The organism is Streptomyces sp. NPDC015130 (assembly GCF_043080005.1).
Lineage (GTDB): Bacteria > Actinomycetota > Actinomycetes > Streptomycetales > Streptomycetaceae > Streptomyces.
The window spans coordinates 238,031-254,977 of record NZ_JBIBVC010000004.1; the positions used below are offsets into that span (position 1 = coordinate 238,031).

Sequence of the window (16,947 nt, forward strand, 5' to 3'; positions counted from 1 at the left end):
CGATCACGTCCGGGTCTTGCGGATCTCGAACCCGTACCACTTGTCGATGTCGGTGGAGAAGTAGAGCACCGGGTCCTGCCCGCCCTCCGCCACTCCCAGCGACCCGACCTGCGTATCCGTGAAGGACCCGCCGGCCGCGATGTACAGAGTGATGTCGTCCACCTTGTCGCCGTCGTGTGCGGGCTCCCACGTCCCACTTCCGGACAGTCTTCCGTCGCCGGATGGGGGATCGCTGAAGGCGAAGTGGACGGCACTGCGAGGGATGCCGGACATCTCGAACCGGCCGTCCGCGCGCAGCACCACCCGGGCACCCCCGTCACCTGTCCACGTACCGGCAATCCGGGTGCGCTCGATCTTTTCGGGCCGCTCGGTGAGCGCGGCGAAGCAGCCTCCCATGCCGAGCAGGAACACCGCCGTCACGGAGACGACTGCCCTACGCCGGAAACTCCAGGCCCTCATACTGCGTCCCCTCCCGCTTGCGTCTCTCCGGACCGCAGCCTGTGGCCGAACATCGATGGCCGGATCCAGACGCAACGTACCCGCAGCCTCGTTCGCGCCCACAACCACCCCTCGTAGAAATGACCTACGGCCCGGTGTGCATGGCGCATGATGAGCGGCATGGATCACATAACCAAGGCCACCGGCCACTGGGTACCGTCAGTTGCCCTGCGTGTCGGCACAGGCGACGCAGAGACGGCCGCGTTGCTGCTGGACTCCTCCGGCCAGGTCCGCGGTGATGCGGATCTGGTCTTCCACGGTCAGCCCGCGCATCCGTCGGGCGCGGTCCGTCTCGGCCCGTCCGGCCTGGTTCTGGATCTGAACACGGTCGAGCCGGCAGTGGAACGGATCGTGGTGGCCGGCTGGACCCGGCGCAGTGCCTTCGAGGCCATCCCGACGCTCAGGGCCGTGGCGCCGGACGGGGCGGACGTCGTCACGTACTCGGTGGCGGAGGACGCGGGTGTCTCCGCGGTCGCCCTCGGCGTCTTCTTCAGGGAGGACGAAGGCTGGAAGTTCGACGGTCTCGGGCAGGGCTACGGCTCCGGGCTCGCGGGGCTGATCGCGTCGTACGGCATCGAGCCGGCCGACGCGGACGGCGCGGCGATCCTGGCAGGGCCGGTACCACTGACGGGGGTGGTGAAGATGCCCGGACAGGCGCCGCCCGCGGAAGGTGAGTACGTACCGGGGCTCTACCCGCCGCCGGAGCGGCCGTACGAGCTGGTGGAGGGCTGGGGGTTCGGCCCGGTCTTCGAGCCGTTCACCGTCGAGGGGCAGGGCAACCAGGTGGTCACGGTCGACCCCGGACTGCCGCCCGGGCCGGTCCTCGTCGAGGTCACGCACGAGGGTGAAGGGCACTTCGCCCTCTATCCGCTCGACGAGCAGAACAAGGACGAGGAGTACGTCTACGCCGTATCGCTGCCCGACCTGCGGGGCAGCCGGGCCTTTCACGTGCCAGAGGGCCGCCCGCTGCGGTTCCGGGTCGTCGCCAGGAACCGGTGGACCCTGCGGCTGAAGCCGATGGCCGCTGCCCGCCGGCCGGAGGGGGTCGTCCGCGGATACGGACCCGAGGTCCTCGTCCATCCCGGCAAGGGCGTCGACCTGAGGGTGGACTTCGCCGGCGGTCCGGGCCACGGCGGTGGCATGGTCATCGTCAGGGCGCACGAGGTCGCCGGCCACTACCGGATGCGGCTCGACCCGTCTCTGCTGCTCCACGAGTCCGGGGCGCTCCGGCGGACCGTCCCGATCATGGACGGCCCGGTGGTCGTGGACCTCTACGCGCTGGGACCCTGGACGCTCACCACGAGGGAGCTGGACTCCTAGGGCGTGTTGCGAAAGTAGCGCCGGCCGCCGTCGGGCAGGCGGGACTTTCGCAACACGCCCTGGAACGCCGCGTCGTCGCGGAAGTCACCATGTGCGGTGCACTGTCGCCTTGCCCCCGGTCACCAGGCTGGCCGGGGGCACGTCATCGGCCACGACGGCGCCGGCGGCGACCACGGCGTCGCGGCCGATGCTGACGCCGGGCAGGATCGTGGCGCCGGCCCCGATCCACACGTTCTCCGCCACGTCGATGGGAGCGCCGGTGAGGTACAGCCGACGCTCCTCGGGATCGACCGGGTGGCCGCTGGTGATGAACGTGACCTTCGGCCCGATCATCACGCACTCGCCGAGCCGGATCCCGGCGTAGTCCAGGAAGGTGCAGTTCTGGTTGATGAAGACGCGCTCGCCGAGGTCGAGGTTGAGGCCGTGGTCCGTGTAGAAGGGCGGATAGACGGTGACCCTCGGCGGCAGCGGCTTGCCGAGGATCTGCTCGAACAGTGCCGCCTTGCCCGCTTCGTCGTCGAAAGGCAGGACGTTCAGGCGGGAAGTGAGCTCGGTGACGCGCAGGACCCGCTCGGCCATGGCCTGGAACTCGGCGCTGTGGATGCGCATGAGACGGTCGCCGGACATGGCACGGTCCTTTCTGCGTACGGGTGACGGGGCAACCCACCGGACGGTCGAGGTCACGTCGTCCTGACGGAAACGAACGCGAGAGCACCCGAGATCGTTCTGCGAAGAACAACCCGGACACCCTCGCGACGGCACTCTAGGGGAAGGGGCACGACAGCGAGGTGCCACCGCCCGCCTGCTACGAAGCGAGCTTCTGGAACAGCGTGCCGATCTCGTTCTGATCCGCGATCAGCGGCAGCGTGTCGAAGGTCAGCTCCCACTCGCGGTCCGCGCCGAAGCGCTCCACGATCCCGAAGGGGACGGTGCGCGTCTGCTCGCCGTCGCGTACGGACGCCGTCCCGTGCCACTCGACATAGGTGGTCGTCTCGCCGACGGCGGACTGCCCGGCCTTGAGCTGGAGATCGGCGGTCGAGAACAGCCGCTCCAGGTACGCCCGCTTGCCCGCCTCGGTGACGAGCGGGCGGTCGAGGCCTGGGCCGCTGAGTCGGGCGCCCGTGAACCGGGCCAGGAGAGTGGCCGTGTCCTGGGCGTTCCAGGCGGCGAGGCGGCCGGGGATCTCGCCGACGCGGAAGCGAGCGGGGTTCCCGCGCGCGGGGGACCGGTCGCTGTCGGCGACGCCGGCGAACAGAGGCGCGGGCGCGTCCTGGGGGAGGGTGTCCTGGAAGAGGACGGCGCGGTCGTAGTAGCGACGGGCCTGGATCGTCCGGCCGTCGTCGCCGAGGACGTTCCGGGCGATCTGCGGGTACGCCACCCTGTGGCCCTTGAGGGTGACCTCGTTCCACTGGCCGAACATGACGGTGCTCCCGTCGGCGACCACGTCGGTGCCGCGGTAGGCGAGGCTGGGCACGAGACGCAGGGAGTTGGTGATGGAGGCGCCGATGGCGGTGTGGCCGCGCTGCGGGAGGGAGCCGGCTTCCCAGAGGGTGGCGTCGGGGTCGAAGATGTCGAGATAGGCGCGGACCCGGGGGTGCCCGACCTCGCCGGGAGCGGGCGGGGCGCCGGTGGGCAGCTCACCGAAGGCGATCTGCCGCTCCATGAAGGCGCAGGCGTTCGGAGTGATCCGCCCTTCGAGCCGGTCGACCTTCGCCCGCGCCGCCGGGCAGCTCCCCTGCGCCGCGGCGACCGCTCCGCCGGGCTGCGCCTCCGCCGCGGGCACGGTGACCATCGCTCCCGTGACGACCGCCGCCACCGCGATGCCCACCGTCGCTGCCGCGCGTCGATCCGTACGCATGCCGTACCCCCTGTGTCTCATGGCGCCTCTGACCTCGGGCGACGGCGTGCCGCCCGGTGTGATCACCCTGCCGGGGCGCGGGGCCGGAGGTCGATTACTCCTGAGGTAATGGAGCGTGCCCATCCATGCTTCTAGGATGGTGAGTTGTCACTTCAAAATCAGGAAGTGCGGGCTAGGCTCGACGAGTTGGTCGGAGGCTTCGACGACCACGACCACGACCACGACCATGCCCCCCGACCACCCCTGCGTGAGGAGCACCCATGACCACGTACGTACTCGTTCACGGCGCCTGGCACGGACCCTGGGCCTGGGACCGGTTAGTGCCCCTGCTGCGCGCCGCCGGGGCCCGTACCCTCACCCCCGACCTCCGCGGCGCGTCCGGCGACCACGGGCTCCGCCACGACGCCCGGACGGTCGCCGCAGCCCTCGACACCGTCCCGGAAGAGGAGCAGCTCGTCCTCGTCGGCCACAGTTACGCCGGCCTCGTCGTCCGAGAAGCGGCTGACCTGCGGCCCGGCGCTGTCGACCACCTCGTCCTCGTCGATGGCTGGGCCGGACCCGACGGCGCGAGCCTCTTCGGGCTGGCGCCCGACTCCTTCGCCGTCGCCATGCGTGCGGCGGCGGCCGCCTCGGCGGACGGGCAGGGAATCCCGGCCCCGCCGCCGGCCGTCTTCGGCGTCGTGGACGCCGAAGACGCGGCCTGGCTCGCCGAACGACTCGTCCCGCAGGCCTTGCGCACGTTCGCCGAGGCCACACGGCTGAGCGGCGCCGTCGACCGGATCCCCGGCACGGCCGTCCACTGTCAGCCCGCGGCCTACCCGTTCGACCGCTTCGGCGCCGCCCTCGGTTATCGGACGCTCGCGCTCGACGGCCCGCACGACGTGATGGTGACCGACCCGGAGCCGCTCGCGCGGCTGCTCCTGGAAGCACCGGGACGGCCGGCGGCGCTTCAAGAACAGGAAGGGCGAAGTCTAGGGTGAGGGGGTGGAGCAGCGAACGTACAACCAGTACTGCGCGACCGCGCGCACCCTCGACCTCGTCGGCGAGCGCTGGACCTTGCTGCTCATCCGCGAACTGCTCACCGGTCCCAAGCGGTACGGCGATCTCCTGGCGAGCCTGCGCGGACTCGGCACCGGCCTGCTCGCCGCCCGGCTGAAGCACCTGGAACGCGAGGGCCTCACCCGCAAGGTCACCCTGCCGCCGCCCGCCCGTACCCCTGCGTACGCGCTGACCGAGGCGGGCGAGGAACTGGGCCCGGCCGTACTGGCGTTGGCCCGCTGGGGTCTGAAGTGGGCCATGGGCGAGCGCGGTGAGGACGAGAGTTTCCATGCCGGCTGGGCCGTGCTCGGTCTGCGGGCCTGCTTCGATCCGCAGGCGGCCGACGGGCTGCGCGCGGTGTACGAGTTCCACGTCGACGACGAGGTTCTCCACGCGCGTGTCGACGACGGCACCGTCGAGACGGTCCACGGGCCGGCGCAGTACCCGGACGTGAGGATCACCATGACGGAGGAGGCGTTCGTCGGAGTCACCTCACGCCGGTTCACCCTCTCCGACGCGATCCAGGCGGGCACCGCGACAACGACCGGAGACGCCGAGGCCCTGCGCAGACTGACGGGCCTCTTCCGGCTGCCGGCCCGTGCTGCCCGCCCGACGGCCCGCGAGGCGGGAAGCTGAGAAGCCGGGCGTCGGCGTCACCCCGGTGCTTCTTGCCGGAACGGCAAGGACAATTGCCCGTCCTGACGGGGGAGTTGCAGCCTGATCCCAAGCGATCGAACGAGAGAGGCTGCACACATGACCAACCGAAATGGCGCCGGATCCGCATCGGGATCCCGCGAGCACCTGCCGATCAACCATCGCGTCCACCACGTCGGTTCCGGTGAGCTGGACGGATTCGCCGCCATCAGCGGAGGCACGGTCGGATCGAAGAAACTCTGGATGGGTCTGGTGGAGAACCCGCCGCTGAGCTCCACGGACAACCACCATCACGGTGACTCGGAGGCGGGGATCTACGTGGTCAGCGGTCACCCCGTCTTCGTCTACCACGACGGCACTCAGGAGGTACGGCTCGCCGCGAACCCGGGTGACTTCTTCCTCGTCCCCCCGTTCGTCCCGCACCGGGAGGAGAACCCCGACCCGAACGAGCCCGCGGTCGTCGTGATCGCCCGGACCACCCAGGAACCGATCAAGGTCTCCGTACCTGAGCTGTACCGGCTCGAAGGGACAGACGCGCAGGCGAGCGGGTCGATTCCGTAGCTCCGACAGGGCCGCCTGGTGCCTGCGGCGGGGGAGGACGGCTGTGTCTTCGCTCGCGGCGGCCGGGCGGCCGGGCGGCCGGGCGGCCGGGCGGCCGGGCGGCGGGGCGGCGGGTCGGCGGGGCGGCCGGGGTCGGGCGGGGTCGGGCGGCCGGGGGTCGGGCGGCGGGGCGGCCGTAGCGGACGGCGCCCGGGCCGCCGGCGGTGCCGGTGCTCACCCGCCACCGTCGCCGGCTGATTCACCCACTCGTCCATGGGTCCAGGCTCCGCTTTGGAGCGGTTTTGGACATCGCGGAGGGTTCTACGCGCATCACCTTCGGAATCGATCTAGCGGAAAACACCATAGGGAATGGCTTTACTTGGAGCTAAGGCCACAACTGTTCGCCAGAGCGCGAAATAGGCATCTGGCCGGGAGAGAATTCCGGACGCACTGTCCAAAAAGATCCAGAGGAAACATCCGTGCGACGAAGACTCTCCGGAATAACCGCCTCGGTGGCCGCAGTCGGGCTGCTGAGCTCCCTCGTCACGGCCTGCAGCGAGTCCGGCAGCGACGGGACGACGCTGCGACTGGTGGTCCCCGAGTACGGCGACAGCCCGGCGACCAGTTCCAAGGGGTACTGGGACAAGCTGTCCGTCGCCTTCAGCGCCGCCAACCCCGGCAAGAAGGTCGAGGTGACGCTCTACCCGTGGGCGGACGTCGACCGCGAGGTCACGCGCATGGTCGCGGAGGACAACGCCCCCGACGTGGCTCTCATGGGCGCGTATTCCGACTTCGCCGCGCAGGGCCGCCTTTACTCCGCCAGCGAGGTCATGTCGATCAGAAGGGAGTCGAACTTCCTGCCGCCGCTCGCGGAGGCCGGCTCGATCCGGCACAGCCTCTACGGTCTGCCCTTCGTGGCCAGCAGCCGACTGCTCTTCTACAACGAGGAGCTGTTCGACAAGGCCGGAGCGGAGCCGCCGAAGACCTGGTCGGACCTGAAGGACGCGGCCGAGGCACTGAAGAGCGAGGGTGTGCGCTACCCGTACGCACTGCCGCTCGGCCCCGAGGAAGCGCACGCGGAGGCCCTGATCTGGGAGCTGAGCAACGGCGGCGGCTACACTGACAGCAACGGCCGGTACAACATCGCGTCCGAGCAGAACACGCAGACGTTCCGCTGGATCAAGGACAACCTGGTCGCGCCGGCCCTCACCGGCCCGGTCCCGCCGGCCCAGCTCAACCGGCAGGACGCGTTCGACGCCTTCCTGCGCGGCGACGTCGGCATGGTCAACGGCTATCCCTCCCTCCTGCACAAGGCGCGAGCGAAGGGCATGAAGGTCGGCACACTGCGCATGCCGGTGTCGGACACGCTCGGCGAGGGGAAGATCCCGCCGGTGGCGGGCGTCGCCGACTGGATGATGGCCTTCAAGCGCGACGGCAATCGTGAACTGGTCCACTCGTTCCTGAACTTCGTCTACGAGGACAAGAACCTCATCGAGTTCGCCGACCGCTACAAGCTGCTGCCGTCGACGGTGACCGCCAACCAGGCATCCCAGAAGGCCGGGGCCGACCCCAGCTCCGAGCAGTTCCTGAGCGCGCTGCGCACCGCCGAGCTCTACCCGGTCAACGACCCTTCCTGGCTCCAGGTCAGCAACACGATCAAGCGGAACATCGGCAAGGCCGTCGCCCCGTCCGCCGAGCCGAGGGTCGTACTGGAGGACATCGCCCGACAGGCCAAGGAAGCGTCGCAGCAGTAGCGACCCCCCGGAACCCGCGGGGACGGCCGTATCCCTCTCCGCGGGTCCTCCCTTCCTCGGGATCACCCCCGGACCCGGTCCGTGCCCGCCACGGTTCCGGCACAGCGGGGTCAGGCGGGAACACCGGCCCGGTCCAGGACGGCGGCCATCTCGTCCTCGGGGAGCGCCGGGTTGGTGCCCGCGCTGGAGGCCAGTTCGCGGACATGAAGGGCCTCGCGGAGCCGGTGGAGCGGCAGGCGCGGATCGCGGGCCGCCGCCTGGCGCGTCCAGACCTCGGGGTCATGGCTGAGCCGCTCGATCAGTGCGGGTGTGGCGGCCGGATCGCGGACCGCCAGCCGTCGGTAGTTCCCGTCCGGGTGGTCCGCGTAACGGGCGGCGAGCCCCTCGCGGGGAAAGCGGGGGTGCGTCTCCGCCATCCAGGCTGAGAACGTTCCGCCGAGTCTCGCGAACACACGCATCAGGACCTCCTCCGGGGTGTCGGGGTGGTGAATGCACAGGTGGTTCTCCACCACCGGGTCCTCCACGCCCGCGAGGAGGCGCAGCAGGTCGTGCGGCAGGTGGGGGCTCCGGGCGGCGGTGCGCCGGAGCAGCGGGTGGGCGGAGGTCGCAGCGCGGCGCAGCACCTCGGGGTCGGCGAGCCCGTCCCGTACCCAGGCCACCCCGTCGCCCCTGTCGTGGTCACCGACCGTGAAGTCGATCGCCATGCGTCGCGTCTCGTCCAGCTCGGGCCTGACGGAGACCGCGAGCCGTACGGCCTCGTCGGGGTCGACGGCGAGCCGTTCCACGAGGTCGGCGGGCAGCGACGGGTTCTCGGCGAGGGCCGTCAGGTGTGCCCGCTCGGCGACGTACGGCTCCGCGTCGGCGCGAGCGAGGAGCCCCCGGCGCAGCGCCTCGACGGCGGACCTCGGATCGCGGAGGAGTGCGGCGGTGACGCGCGTGTCCCGCCGGCACTCCCACAGTGCGGCGGCCCGCCGCACCTCGGAGTCAGGGTCGGCCAGCAGCGCCGACCGCACGCCCGGCGGCAGGACCTCCCATGCGCGGACCGCCTCCCGGCGCGCCTCCGCACGGTGATGAGCAGCCATCGAGGCCACGAACGAGGGCGCCACATGGGGCGATTCCAGCAGCGCCGCCCGAACGGACGGGGCGTGGTCGTCGAGCAGGCGGACGCACACGGCGTCCGGGAGCGGCGCGACGCCGGTGCGTGCGTCGTACACCTCGGGGCCGTACGCGAGAGCGGCCCGCACCTTGGGAGAAGGATCGTCCGCGAGCCGGGCCCGCTGCGAGGGCTCCGCCCAGGCGCTCATGGCGAAGTCGATCCGGGCGCCCGGGTCCGGGTGGGCAAGGATCGCCACGACGGCCGACTCGGGGAGTCCGGCCCGTTGGAGGGCGCCACGGGGCGGACGGTCACCGCCCCTGCCGAAAGCGAGCAGGCGCAGGAGCAGCGCTGTCGGCAGCGCGGGATTTCGGGCGACTCCGTCCAGCGCGGACGCGTGGAACGCCACCATGATTCCTACCCCCCTTGTCCACCCCGCCGACGGTCGGTCAGTTGTGGCTGAGGCAGCGATCTTCGAATATATGTCCATGTCTGAAGCACCTGATGTCGCGACCGCTTGGCTCTGGCTCCTGGAACGCAGGCCGGGCACGCGAGGCGCCATGCACGATGAGCTGGCTGTCGTCGTCGAGGCCGCCCACGCCGAGCCGTGCCTGCGTGAGCTCTATCCCTTCCCGACACACGGCACGCTGCGCTTCCTGCGCAGCGCCCCGCCCTGGTCCGGATCGGATCACGACGTTCCGTCCATCGGCTACGGCGGACCGCCGTACAAGGTCTACTCGGCCGACTACGACCTCCTGGGCGAGGCCGCGACGCCCGCGGAGGCCGCCGCGCTCGTGGTGAGCAACGTGCCCCCGAGGTAGGAGCGCTGTCACGGCCAGGGTCCCGTCGGTGATCACGCCACCGTCCGTCCCGCCCGGACCTCGGGCTCGCCGCAGAGCCGCGGGTTCGCCGACCGCACGGGCGGCGGACCGGCCACTACGGGACGGACAGCTCGCGCTCAGGCTTCCCGGTGCTCGGATCGAGGCGTACGGTCGTCACCTCGCCCTCCCCGGTCGTGAGGACCAGGGTGTCAGGCCCCGACCAGGCCACCTTCGCGAGTACGCCGTCGGCGGCGTCACCGTTGAAGGTGCCGACGGTCCAGTGGCGCGCGGTGAGCCCCGACCCGTCCACGACCGACACCCGCCACAGCGGGTCGATCATGGCCCAGCCCTCCTCCACCACGACGTACCGATCCGCTCCGTCAGGGGCGGCCGTCCGGGCCGTCTCCTCCCACTCGGCGCTCACCAACGGGAAGAGGACCAACAGGAACCAGACGGCACCCACGGCGGCGACCGCGCACACCGCAAGCACGCGTCTCCGGACCGCGCCCCGGGCCAGCAGCAGCGCGGCCGCGCCGAACAGCGCGACGGCCACCAGGAAGCTCGGCCACCGGTACTCGAAGGCGCCGGTCAGGACGAGCAGCCCCGTCGACTCGGCGAGCCGGGGCCCCACCAGGCAACCGACTCCCGTCGCCACCCCGCCGGCCAGCAGCACCCGCCCGAGGGTCCGGTGCCGCGAGTGGTCCGTACGTATATCCACAGTGATCGTCACGGGCCCATCCTGACAGGTCCGTTCGACCGCCCGGGCCCAGATGTCACGTCGCCCGGCGGACGCCGCGGCGCGAGGTCGGGATGCTCCTTCGCAGGTCGTCGGTCGCCGCACCTCGTTTGTCGGAGAACGACCTTGGGCACCCTCGCTCTCGTCGCCGCAGGCACCCGTTGGCCCACACCACCAGGAGGAACCAGTGTCACACCCGCACCTGCTCACCCCCGAGGAGAAGCTCGCTGACGCGAAGAGGCTGCTGAACCTCCCGCCTATCGTCGTGATCTGCGGCTCCACCCGCTTCCTGAGCGAGATGAACGAGGCCGATCTGCGGGAGACCGCAGACGGAAGGATCGTCGTCAAACCGGGCTGTGACATGAAGTCGCCGCACGAGCTCTGGTCCGATCCGGTCGACGCGAAGGCGCTGAAGGTTCGACTCGACGCGCTGCACCGGGCGAAGATCCGGCTCGCTGATGAGGTGCTCGTCGTCGGCGACTACATCGGAGACAGCACCCGAGCCGAAATCGCCTACGCCCGGTCGCTGGGCAAGCCCGTGCGGTTCACGCACCCCGTAGTCGACCCTGACGCCTGACCGCCCGGTGCCACCGCGACCGAAGCAGCCGTAGAGGCGACCCGAGCGGCGCGGGTACGAGCGCCGCGGCTCGTGCCCGTGGCCGCGTACGCGCATCGCTTCCCGCCCGCAGGCCGCGACACTCCGGGACTGGCGGCCTCGCTCCCGTGAGCACAGGCCAAGGGCCGTCCCGGAGCACCTCCGAAACGGCCCTGCGGGACCGGTCGACCCGTCAGCAGCGGATGTAGCTCATGGCGATGCTGGTGATGCTCTGCCCGGAAGGTGCGGAGACGTTGACCGGGGAGGAGTCGCCCCTCGGGCCGGCCCAGTCGCTGTCGCGGAATCCGCCGCCGGACATGTACGCGCGGACGAACGGACAGCGCCCGTCGGACTTGGTGTCGTGCACGGTTCCGGAGATCCGGGTGTTGTAGTCGCACCACTTTCCGTTGGCGTAGCCCTCGCCGGAGGAGATGGAGAAGTTGACGGTGCAGTCGAGTGCACCGGTCTCGCCGGCCTGGGCGGTCGGTACGGTCGCCGTGAGGGCGGCGGCAACCAGCGCACCGGCGGCGAACACGCGCGATATGTGCTTCATCTCGACACCTCTCTGGATTCCAGGCGCCACTGATTAGCACCTGATGAAGCGTCAACTTAATGGCGAGGGCTGACGGAGCGACTCGCTCCACGGTGAACTCCGGGTCTGCTCACAGCGGTTTGACGCGGAAGCACCCCTCCCTCCCGACACCCGCTGCTCCGCAGGCGTCCAGCTCGGCGCCACCCCTCCCGCATGGAAGGAATCCGTCCGTCGCCGAGGACGGACGGACCTTCGCTGGCTTGTTCGGCACGGCAGGGGCCGCCGTGGGCTGTTGTGTTCGTGTGCCGGCGTGGTGAGGATGCCTGTATGCGGAATACGGTGATCATCGACGCCCCTTCCAACCTCGGCCTGCGTCCGCCGGCTCCGGGCACCGTGCCCGGTTGCTGCAAACTCGCCGGCGCGCTGCGCGAGAACGGCATCATGAGGCGGCTGGGGGCGTTCGAGGGCGGGGTGGTCGTGCCGCCGAGGTACGACCGAGGTGACTGGCAGGAGGGCGACGGCGTGTTCAACGCGGCCGCTCTCGCCGCGTACACCGTCCGGCTCGCCGACCGGATCGAACACCACGTGTCCGCAGGGGACTTCACGCTCGTCCTCGGCGGCGACTGTTCCATCCAGCTGGGTGCCGCGCTCGCCCTGCGGCGGCTCGGCCGCTACGGCCTTGCCTCCGTAGACGCCTCCCCGGACTTCCGCAACGTGGAGAACTCGGACCGGATCGGTGCGGCCGGCGGTGAGGAGCTGGCGCTGGCGACCGGTCGCGGCCAGAGCGACCTCACCGACCTGGAGGGCCTGCGGCCCTATCTGCGGGACGAGGACGTCCGTGTCCTCGGGACCCGGGACGTGTACGCGGACGACCCCGAGATCATCCAGCTGCGGGAGCTGAAGATCCCCGTCGTGACCGTCTCCGAACTGCGGGCATGGGGTCCGGCCGACCTCGGCTCCGCGACCGCGGTGAGCCTGGAGACCACGGCCCTGGACGGCTTCTGGGTGCACCTGGACGCCGATGTGCTCGACCCCGGCGTGATGCCGGCCGTCGACAGCCCCGACCAGGACGGACTCCTTCCGGACGAGCTCATCTCACTGCTTCGGCCGCTCGTCCGCTCGCCGCGCTGCGTCGGTCTCAACGTCACCATCTACGACCCCGACCTCGACCCCGACGGCACGGCCGGCGCCCTGCTCACCGACCTCGTCGTGGCGGCCCTGACCGACGGCTGAAGTCCCACCGCGCCGCTCGTGGGACGCGCGATGCCCAGGGGCCGGGCCCCGGGCACCGTTCACGCGTCCCCGGCTCGGGGGCCGGCGGCTCGTCCGCTCTGTCACGGGCGGTCCTCCCAGGGCGGCGGTCCGACCTGAAGGCGAATCTGCTGCTCCCGGCTGCTCGGTGGAGTGGCACCCCGGCTTCCGGCTCGGGGTCGGGGAACTCCGGCGGCACCCCGACTACCGCGGCGAGGAGTACGTCGGCCTGGGCGCGCGGATCGCGGTCGACGGCATTCTCGATCCCGGGATCGTCGGAGACGCCGAGCGCGCCGGCCTCCATGACCCCCAGGCGCTCACGAAGGTGTGGCACTACTTGGCACGATTCGGGTCGTCCCGGAAGGCCGCGGACAGCTCCGGGCCTCCAGGACCGAGGGAGGAGTTGGAGAAGCGATAAGGGAACGAACCAGCCCTGGCACACCGGCGGCTGAACCTCCGTCGGCGCTCCCGAGCGTTCTGTGCGGAAGCTGTTCTTCCTGTTCTGGTCACGTCGTGGCCGCTGGTTCGTACGGGGGCTGTAACAGTCGCGGGATGCGGGTTCACGGGTTCTCCCGCGTGGTGACACTAGCGGTGTCGCTTGCATGCGGACCGGCTCGGGGCCGGTCACGGGGGAAGAGAGAACGGCATGAACTCGAAGACGTTCAGGGGTGGTTCGACGCGTCCGGGACTGCGCGGCGCTGTCCTGGGGGCCGCGGTGGCCGCGGCTCTGCTGACGACGACCGCTTGCCAGAGCGACGACCGGGCCGCCGCGCCGCCGACCACGGCCCCCACGGGGGGCGCATCGTCGGCCGTCCCCTCGGGCTCCGCGTCGGCGGGCGGGAGCACGCCTGAGACGACCGCGCCCACCAACGACTCGGGCACCGGCAGCACGCCGACGCCGACGGCCACGGCGACCGGGGACAGCGGCGAGACCGGTGGCGGGAACGGTACGAAGTTCGCGGACTGCGAGGCGGCCGGCCTGACCACCGCGGTGGAGCTCCAGGACGAGCGGGGGGAGACCCCTCGCCACTTCCTCCTGACGGTCACGAACAACGCGAAGACGCCGTGTGTCCTCAACGAGGCCCCGCTGGTGCGGCTCAAGGCAGGCAACGACGCCCCGATCGTCCAGACGCTGGGGGAGCCGGACAGCGAGCCGGTCGTGGTCGAAGGGGGCGGCAAGGCCTACGTGGGCCTGTACGTCTTCGGGAACGACGAGGGGGGTGAGGCGGAGTACGACCAGTCCGACCGCTTCACCGCGACCCTGGTCGCCGGGGAGGGCACCGAGCTGCGCGGCACCCTCGTCTTCGACCTGCCCGACGGCCTTGACGCCGTCTCCGTCGACGACGCGGCGCGACTGAACGGCTGGGCCGGCACCGAGGGGCTCGCGATGCGCCCGATCACCCAGCTCTGAGGAGCCGGGTGACCGCCCGCCCCTGAGTGAGAAGCGGCCCGGGGGCCGCCGCCCCACGCCCGGAGCTGGGGGCGGGACGGCGGCCGTCAGGGGAATCGCGCGGTGATCGCCGCGGCGATCTGATCGGGTTCGTCCTCCTGGATGAAGTGTTTCGCCCGGGGGAGTTCCACGATGTCGAGTCGGGTGAACGCGGAGCGGATCCGCGGGATGCACGCTCCGGGGCGGAACACCATGTCGCGCATGCCCCAGATCGCGACGGTGGGCTTGGAGCCGAGACGGGCGGGCACGTCGTGGGCGAGCGCTTCCAGCAAGGGGCGAGCGGCGCGGATCTCTCTGGGCATGACCGTGAGTCCCTGCCGGGCTTCCGGCGTGGGTTGCACCCTCCGGTAGTGCTCGGCCTCGGCCGTCGTCAGGGCGGGGCCGGTTGCCCCGAGCAGGAACTGCTCGACGAGAAGGTTCTGTTCGAGGATGCGCCGTTGCATGGGTCGGCTGCTCATGATCACGCTGAACGCACGGTTCGCCAGTTGCTCGACGGGCCAGAACGCGGTGTTGCCCAGCACGATTCCCCTGACGCGGTCCGCCCGCGTGGTTGCCGCGCCGAGCCCGATGGGGCCGCCCCAGTCCTGGCCCATCAGGACGAAGTCGTCGAGCCGCAGATGGTCGATCAGCTCGCCCAGGACCGCTGTGTGCTCCGCAACCGTGTAGCCGAAACCGTGGGGGCGCTCCGACAGGCCGAAGCCGAGGTGGTCGACGGCGATGCAGCGGTAGCGGCCGCGCAGCCGCTTCACGACGTGGCGGTAGAGGAAACTCCAGGTGGGAGAGCCATGGCAGAAGACGATCGGCGGCCCGGTCCCCTCGTCGATGTAGTGGACCCGCCCGGCGGACGAGTCGAACCATCGTGATGCGAAGGGGTACAGGGTCGGGTCGGGAACGAAGTCGATCATTGCGCTCTCCTTCTGTTCTGTCGCCGTGCTCTTCGGCTCGAAACCCGTTACCCACTACAGGTGTAGAGCCTCTGCGGTCGAGACTCTACACCTGTAGCATCGAAGGGTGTCTTCGCATGTGACGAGTGGCAGTGAACGGCGGGACGCGATCGCCGACAGCGGGATCCGGATCATCGCCCGTGACGGTGTCCGAGCCCTGACGCACCGAGCCGTCGACCGTGAGGCGGGAATCCCGCAAGGCTCGACCTCCTACCACGCCAAGACGCGGCAGGCGCTCGTGGAACTCATCGTCGACGCGCTCGCAGCCCGTTCGAAGGCCGACGCCGAAGAACTCGCCGCGGTCTTGAACGGGAGGTTCGAGTCCGGGGGAGGCATGGATGTCGAAGAGCTTGCCGCGTTGATCGCGGGACTCGTCGAGGCTCTCGCGGCGCGCCGCGACGACATGAGAGCCCGCTACGCTCTCATCCTCGAACTCCACGACGATCCGCGAGCCCGCGCGAAGCTGACGGCGGACTCCGAGGTGCACGCCGTCACCCGGCAGATGACGGCGGCAGCCCTCACCCGAGCCGGACTCCCCGGCTCGGACGCGCACGTCGAGGAACTGATCGCGCTCGCGGACTCGCTGGTGTTCCACCGGACGGCGATCGACGCGACCGCCTCGCCCCGAGCCATTCTCGCCGCGTACCTCCGCGGCACAGCCTCGACCTGAAGCCTGCGTCGGACGCCCGGACGCCCGGACGCCCGGACGCCCGGCTCCCCGCGGTACGCGGCTTGCTGTCAGCCGGCCGCAGCCTCGGCCTCGATCAGGGAGTACGGGGCGGCTCCCGCGAGCGGGACGACCGATCGGAGAGACAGGCCCGCACGGTGGCACACCTCCTCGAAGTCCTTCCGGGTCCGCTCCCTGCCGCCCACGTTGACCAGCATGTTGAGGTCGCTGAGGTAGGTGACACCGCCGTCGGTGACGTCGGCGTTCGCGCTCGGGTCGACGACCTCGGGAAGTACGGGCTCCACGATCAGGACACGGCCGCCGGGCGGCAGCACCTCACGGCAATGGCCGAGGATCGTCACGACCTGGTCGTCCGTCCAGTCGTGCAGGACGCTCTTGACGAGATAGAGGTCCGAGCCCCCGGGGACCGAACGGAAGAAGTCCCCGGCGATCAGCGAGCAGCGCCGCTCCAGTCCGTGCCGAGCCATGGTCTTCGGTGCCTCGGCCAGACCCTCCGCCGTGTCGAGGACCGCACCCGTGAGGCCAGGATGGGCGGCGAGCACGCCGGCCAGGAGCGTCCCGTCGCCCCCACCGACGTCCGTGACCGCGGTGAACCGGCCGAAGTCGAAGGCGTACGGCAGCGCGGCGGCGGTGTCCGAGACGGCCTGACTCATCGCCGCGTTGAACTTCGCGGACAGCTCGGGCCGCTGTGCCAGGTGACTGAAGAAGTCCGTGCCGAAGACGCTGTCGAACGCGACCTCGCCGGTGCGGACACTGTCGTCCAGGTGCTCCCAGGCACGTACGATCGCCGGCTCGGTGAACATCCCCACGAACGAGGTGAGCGAGTCGGGGTGGCCGGGATCGAGGAGTGCGCCCGCGGCGGTCACCGAGAAGTGGTCGGGGGCGTGCTCCCGCAACAGACCGAGCCCGGCCAGAGCACGTAACAGCCGTGTCATGGGCTGGGGTTCGGCGCCGGCTTCGGAGGCCACGTCGGCTGCCCGGCGCGGCACGTCGCCCACCAGCTCCACCACCTTCAACCGGACGGCAGCGCGCAGGGTCTGCGCGGCCATGCTCCCGAACGCGAGCCGGACGATCAGATCGCGGTCGGCCATGTCTGCTGCTTGAGCTTGGGCATCGGTGTTCGCCACAGGTGAGTTCCCGTCTTCTTGTGGTGGTGAGTGCATGAACCGGCGTGG

18 protein-coding genes and 1 pseudogene are annotated in these 16,947 nt (G+C 70.7%); 11 read left to right on the forward strand and 8 right to left on the reverse strand.

From position 1 onward, the window contains the following. Nucleotides 1-3 precede the first annotated feature (3 nt). The gene (locus tag ACF08F_RS09680) at nt 4-420 is read right to left on the reverse strand and encodes a hypothetical protein (RefSeq protein WP_392297970.1); all 417 of its coding nucleotides are present in this window, start codon (nt 418-420) and stop codon (nt 4-6) included. Between the two features lie 198 nt (nt 421-618). Here ACF08F_RS09680 and ACF08F_RS09685 point away from each other — a divergent pair, with 198 nt between their 5' ends. Beyond that, nucleotides 619-1,818, forward strand: a complete 1,200-nt coding sequence (locus ACF08F_RS09685; protein ID WP_392297971.1) for a TerD family protein — start codon at nt 619-621, stop codon at nt 1,816-1,818. An 84-nt stretch (nt 1,819-1,902) separates the two neighbouring features. On the opposite strand, the gene ACF08F_RS09690 is transcribed toward ACF08F_RS09685, so the two are convergent. Next, nucleotides 1,903-2,445, reverse strand: a complete 543-nt coding sequence (locus ACF08F_RS09690; RefSeq protein WP_392297972.1) for a DapH/DapD/GlmU-related protein — start codon at nt 2,443-2,445, stop codon at nt 1,903-1,905. A gap of 178 nt (nt 2,446-2,623) precedes the next feature. After that, the gene (locus ACF08F_RS09695) at nt 2,624-3,676 is read right to left on the reverse strand and encodes a hypothetical protein (RefSeq protein WP_392297973.1); all 1,053 of its coding nucleotides are present in this window, start codon (nt 3,674-3,676) and stop codon (nt 2,624-2,626) included. A 260-nt stretch (nt 3,677-3,936) separates the two neighbouring features. Here ACF08F_RS09695 and ACF08F_RS09700 point away from each other — a divergent pair, with 260 nt between their 5' ends. The 4 genes from ACF08F_RS09700 to ACF08F_RS09715 all read left to right on the forward strand — a co-directional run bounded on the left by ACF08F_RS09700 (nt 3,937) and on the right by ACF08F_RS09715 (nt 7,662). Beyond that, nucleotides 3,937-4,656 carry an alpha/beta fold hydrolase gene (locus ACF08F_RS09700; protein WP_392297974.1) on the forward strand — a complete coding sequence of 240 codons (720 nt, stop codon included), beginning with the start codon at nt 3,937-3,939 and terminating at the stop codon, nt 4,654-4,656. 4 nt (nt 4,657-4,660) lie between these two features. Beyond that, a complete protein-coding gene (locus ACF08F_RS09705; RefSeq protein WP_392297975.1) occupies nt 4,661-5,350 on the forward strand; it encodes a winged helix-turn-helix transcriptional regulator in 690 nt (229 codons plus the stop codon). Nucleotides 5,351-5,467: 117 nt separating this feature from the next. After that, a complete protein-coding gene (locus ACF08F_RS09710; RefSeq protein WP_392297976.1) occupies nt 5,468-5,929 on the forward strand; it encodes a cupin domain-containing protein in 462 nt (153 codons plus the stop codon). 458 nt (nt 5,930-6,387) lie between these two features. Next, nucleotides 6,388-7,662, forward strand: a complete 1,275-nt coding sequence (locus tag ACF08F_RS09715) for an extracellular solute-binding protein (protein WP_392297977.1) — start codon at nt 6,388-6,390, stop codon at nt 7,660-7,662. Nucleotides 7,663-7,772: 110 nt separating this feature from the next. Here ACF08F_RS09715 and ACF08F_RS09720 read toward each other — a convergent pair whose 3' ends face one another. Next, on the reverse strand, nt 7,773-9,167 hold the full coding sequence (locus ACF08F_RS09720) for a Mucin-2 (RefSeq protein ID WP_392297978.1): 1,395 nt from the start codon (nt 9,165-9,167) through the stop codon (nt 7,773-7,775). Between the two features lie 76 nt (nt 9,168-9,243). Between ACF08F_RS09720 and ACF08F_RS09725 the strand changes: the two genes are divergently transcribed. After that, entirely contained in the window at nt 9,244-9,576 is a 333-nt protein-coding gene (locus ACF08F_RS09725; RefSeq protein ID WP_392297979.1) for a DUF6193 family natural product biosynthesis protein, read from the forward strand. Nucleotides 9,577-9,691: 115 nt separating this feature from the next. Here the strand turns inward: ACF08F_RS09725 and ACF08F_RS09730 are convergent, their stop codons facing one another. Next, nucleotides 9,692-10,294, reverse strand: a complete 603-nt coding sequence (locus ACF08F_RS09730) for a hypothetical protein (RefSeq protein ID WP_392297980.1) — start codon at nt 10,292-10,294, stop codon at nt 9,692-9,694. 205 nt (nt 10,295-10,499) lie between these two features. Here ACF08F_RS09730 and ACF08F_RS09735 point away from each other — a divergent pair, with 205 nt between their 5' ends. Continuing rightward, complete coding sequence (locus ACF08F_RS09735; protein ID WP_392297981.1) at nt 10,500-10,889, forward strand: hypothetical protein; 390 nt, start codon at nt 10,500-10,502, stop codon at nt 10,887-10,889. Between the two features lie 211 nt (nt 10,890-11,100). Here the strand turns inward: ACF08F_RS09735 and ACF08F_RS09740 are convergent, their stop codons facing one another. Further along, nucleotides 11,101-11,460, reverse strand: coding sequence for a hypothetical protein (locus ACF08F_RS09740; RefSeq protein WP_392297982.1), 360 nt, complete (start codon nt 11,458-11,460; stop codon nt 11,101-11,103). Nucleotides 11,461-11,766: 306 nt separating this feature from the next. Between ACF08F_RS09740 and ACF08F_RS09745 the strand changes: the two genes are divergently transcribed. From ACF08F_RS09745 to ACF08F_RS09755, 3 genes and pseudogenes are all read left to right on the forward strand, one after another. Further along, on the forward strand, nt 11,767-12,672 hold the full coding sequence (locus ACF08F_RS09745) for an arginase family protein (RefSeq protein WP_392297983.1): 906 nt from the start codon (nt 11,767-11,769) through the stop codon (nt 12,670-12,672). A 160-nt stretch (nt 12,673-12,832) separates the two neighbouring features. Next, nucleotides 12,833-13,108, forward strand: a pseudogene (locus tag ACF08F_RS09750) (DUF3626 domain-containing protein); the annotation flags it as partial. Between the two features lie 228 nt (nt 13,109-13,336). Then, nucleotides 13,337-14,101, forward strand: a complete 765-nt coding sequence (locus tag ACF08F_RS09755; protein ID WP_392297984.1) for a DUF4232 domain-containing protein — start codon at nt 13,337-13,339, stop codon at nt 14,099-14,101. An 86-nt stretch (nt 14,102-14,187) separates the two neighbouring features. Here the strand turns inward: ACF08F_RS09755 and ACF08F_RS09760 are convergent, their stop codons facing one another. Then, a complete protein-coding gene (locus ACF08F_RS09760; protein WP_392297985.1) occupies nt 14,188-15,045 on the reverse strand; it encodes a haloalkane dehalogenase in 858 nt (285 codons plus the stop codon). A 277-nt stretch (nt 15,046-15,322) separates the two neighbouring features. On the opposite strand from ACF08F_RS09760, the gene ACF08F_RS09765 reads away from it, so the two are divergent. Continuing rightward, entirely contained in the window at nt 15,323-15,754 is a 432-nt protein-coding gene (locus ACF08F_RS09765) for a TetR family transcriptional regulator (protein WP_392297986.1), read from the forward strand. A gap of 68 nt (nt 15,755-15,822) precedes the next feature. Here ACF08F_RS09765 and ACF08F_RS09770 read toward each other — a convergent pair whose 3' ends face one another. Beyond that, nucleotides 15,823-16,863: a methyltransferase gene (locus ACF08F_RS09770; protein WP_392297987.1), complete on the reverse strand. Its 1,041-nt coding sequence runs from the start codon at nt 16,861-16,863 to the stop codon at nt 15,823-15,825. Between the last annotated feature and the right edge of the window lie 84 nt (nt 16,864-16,947).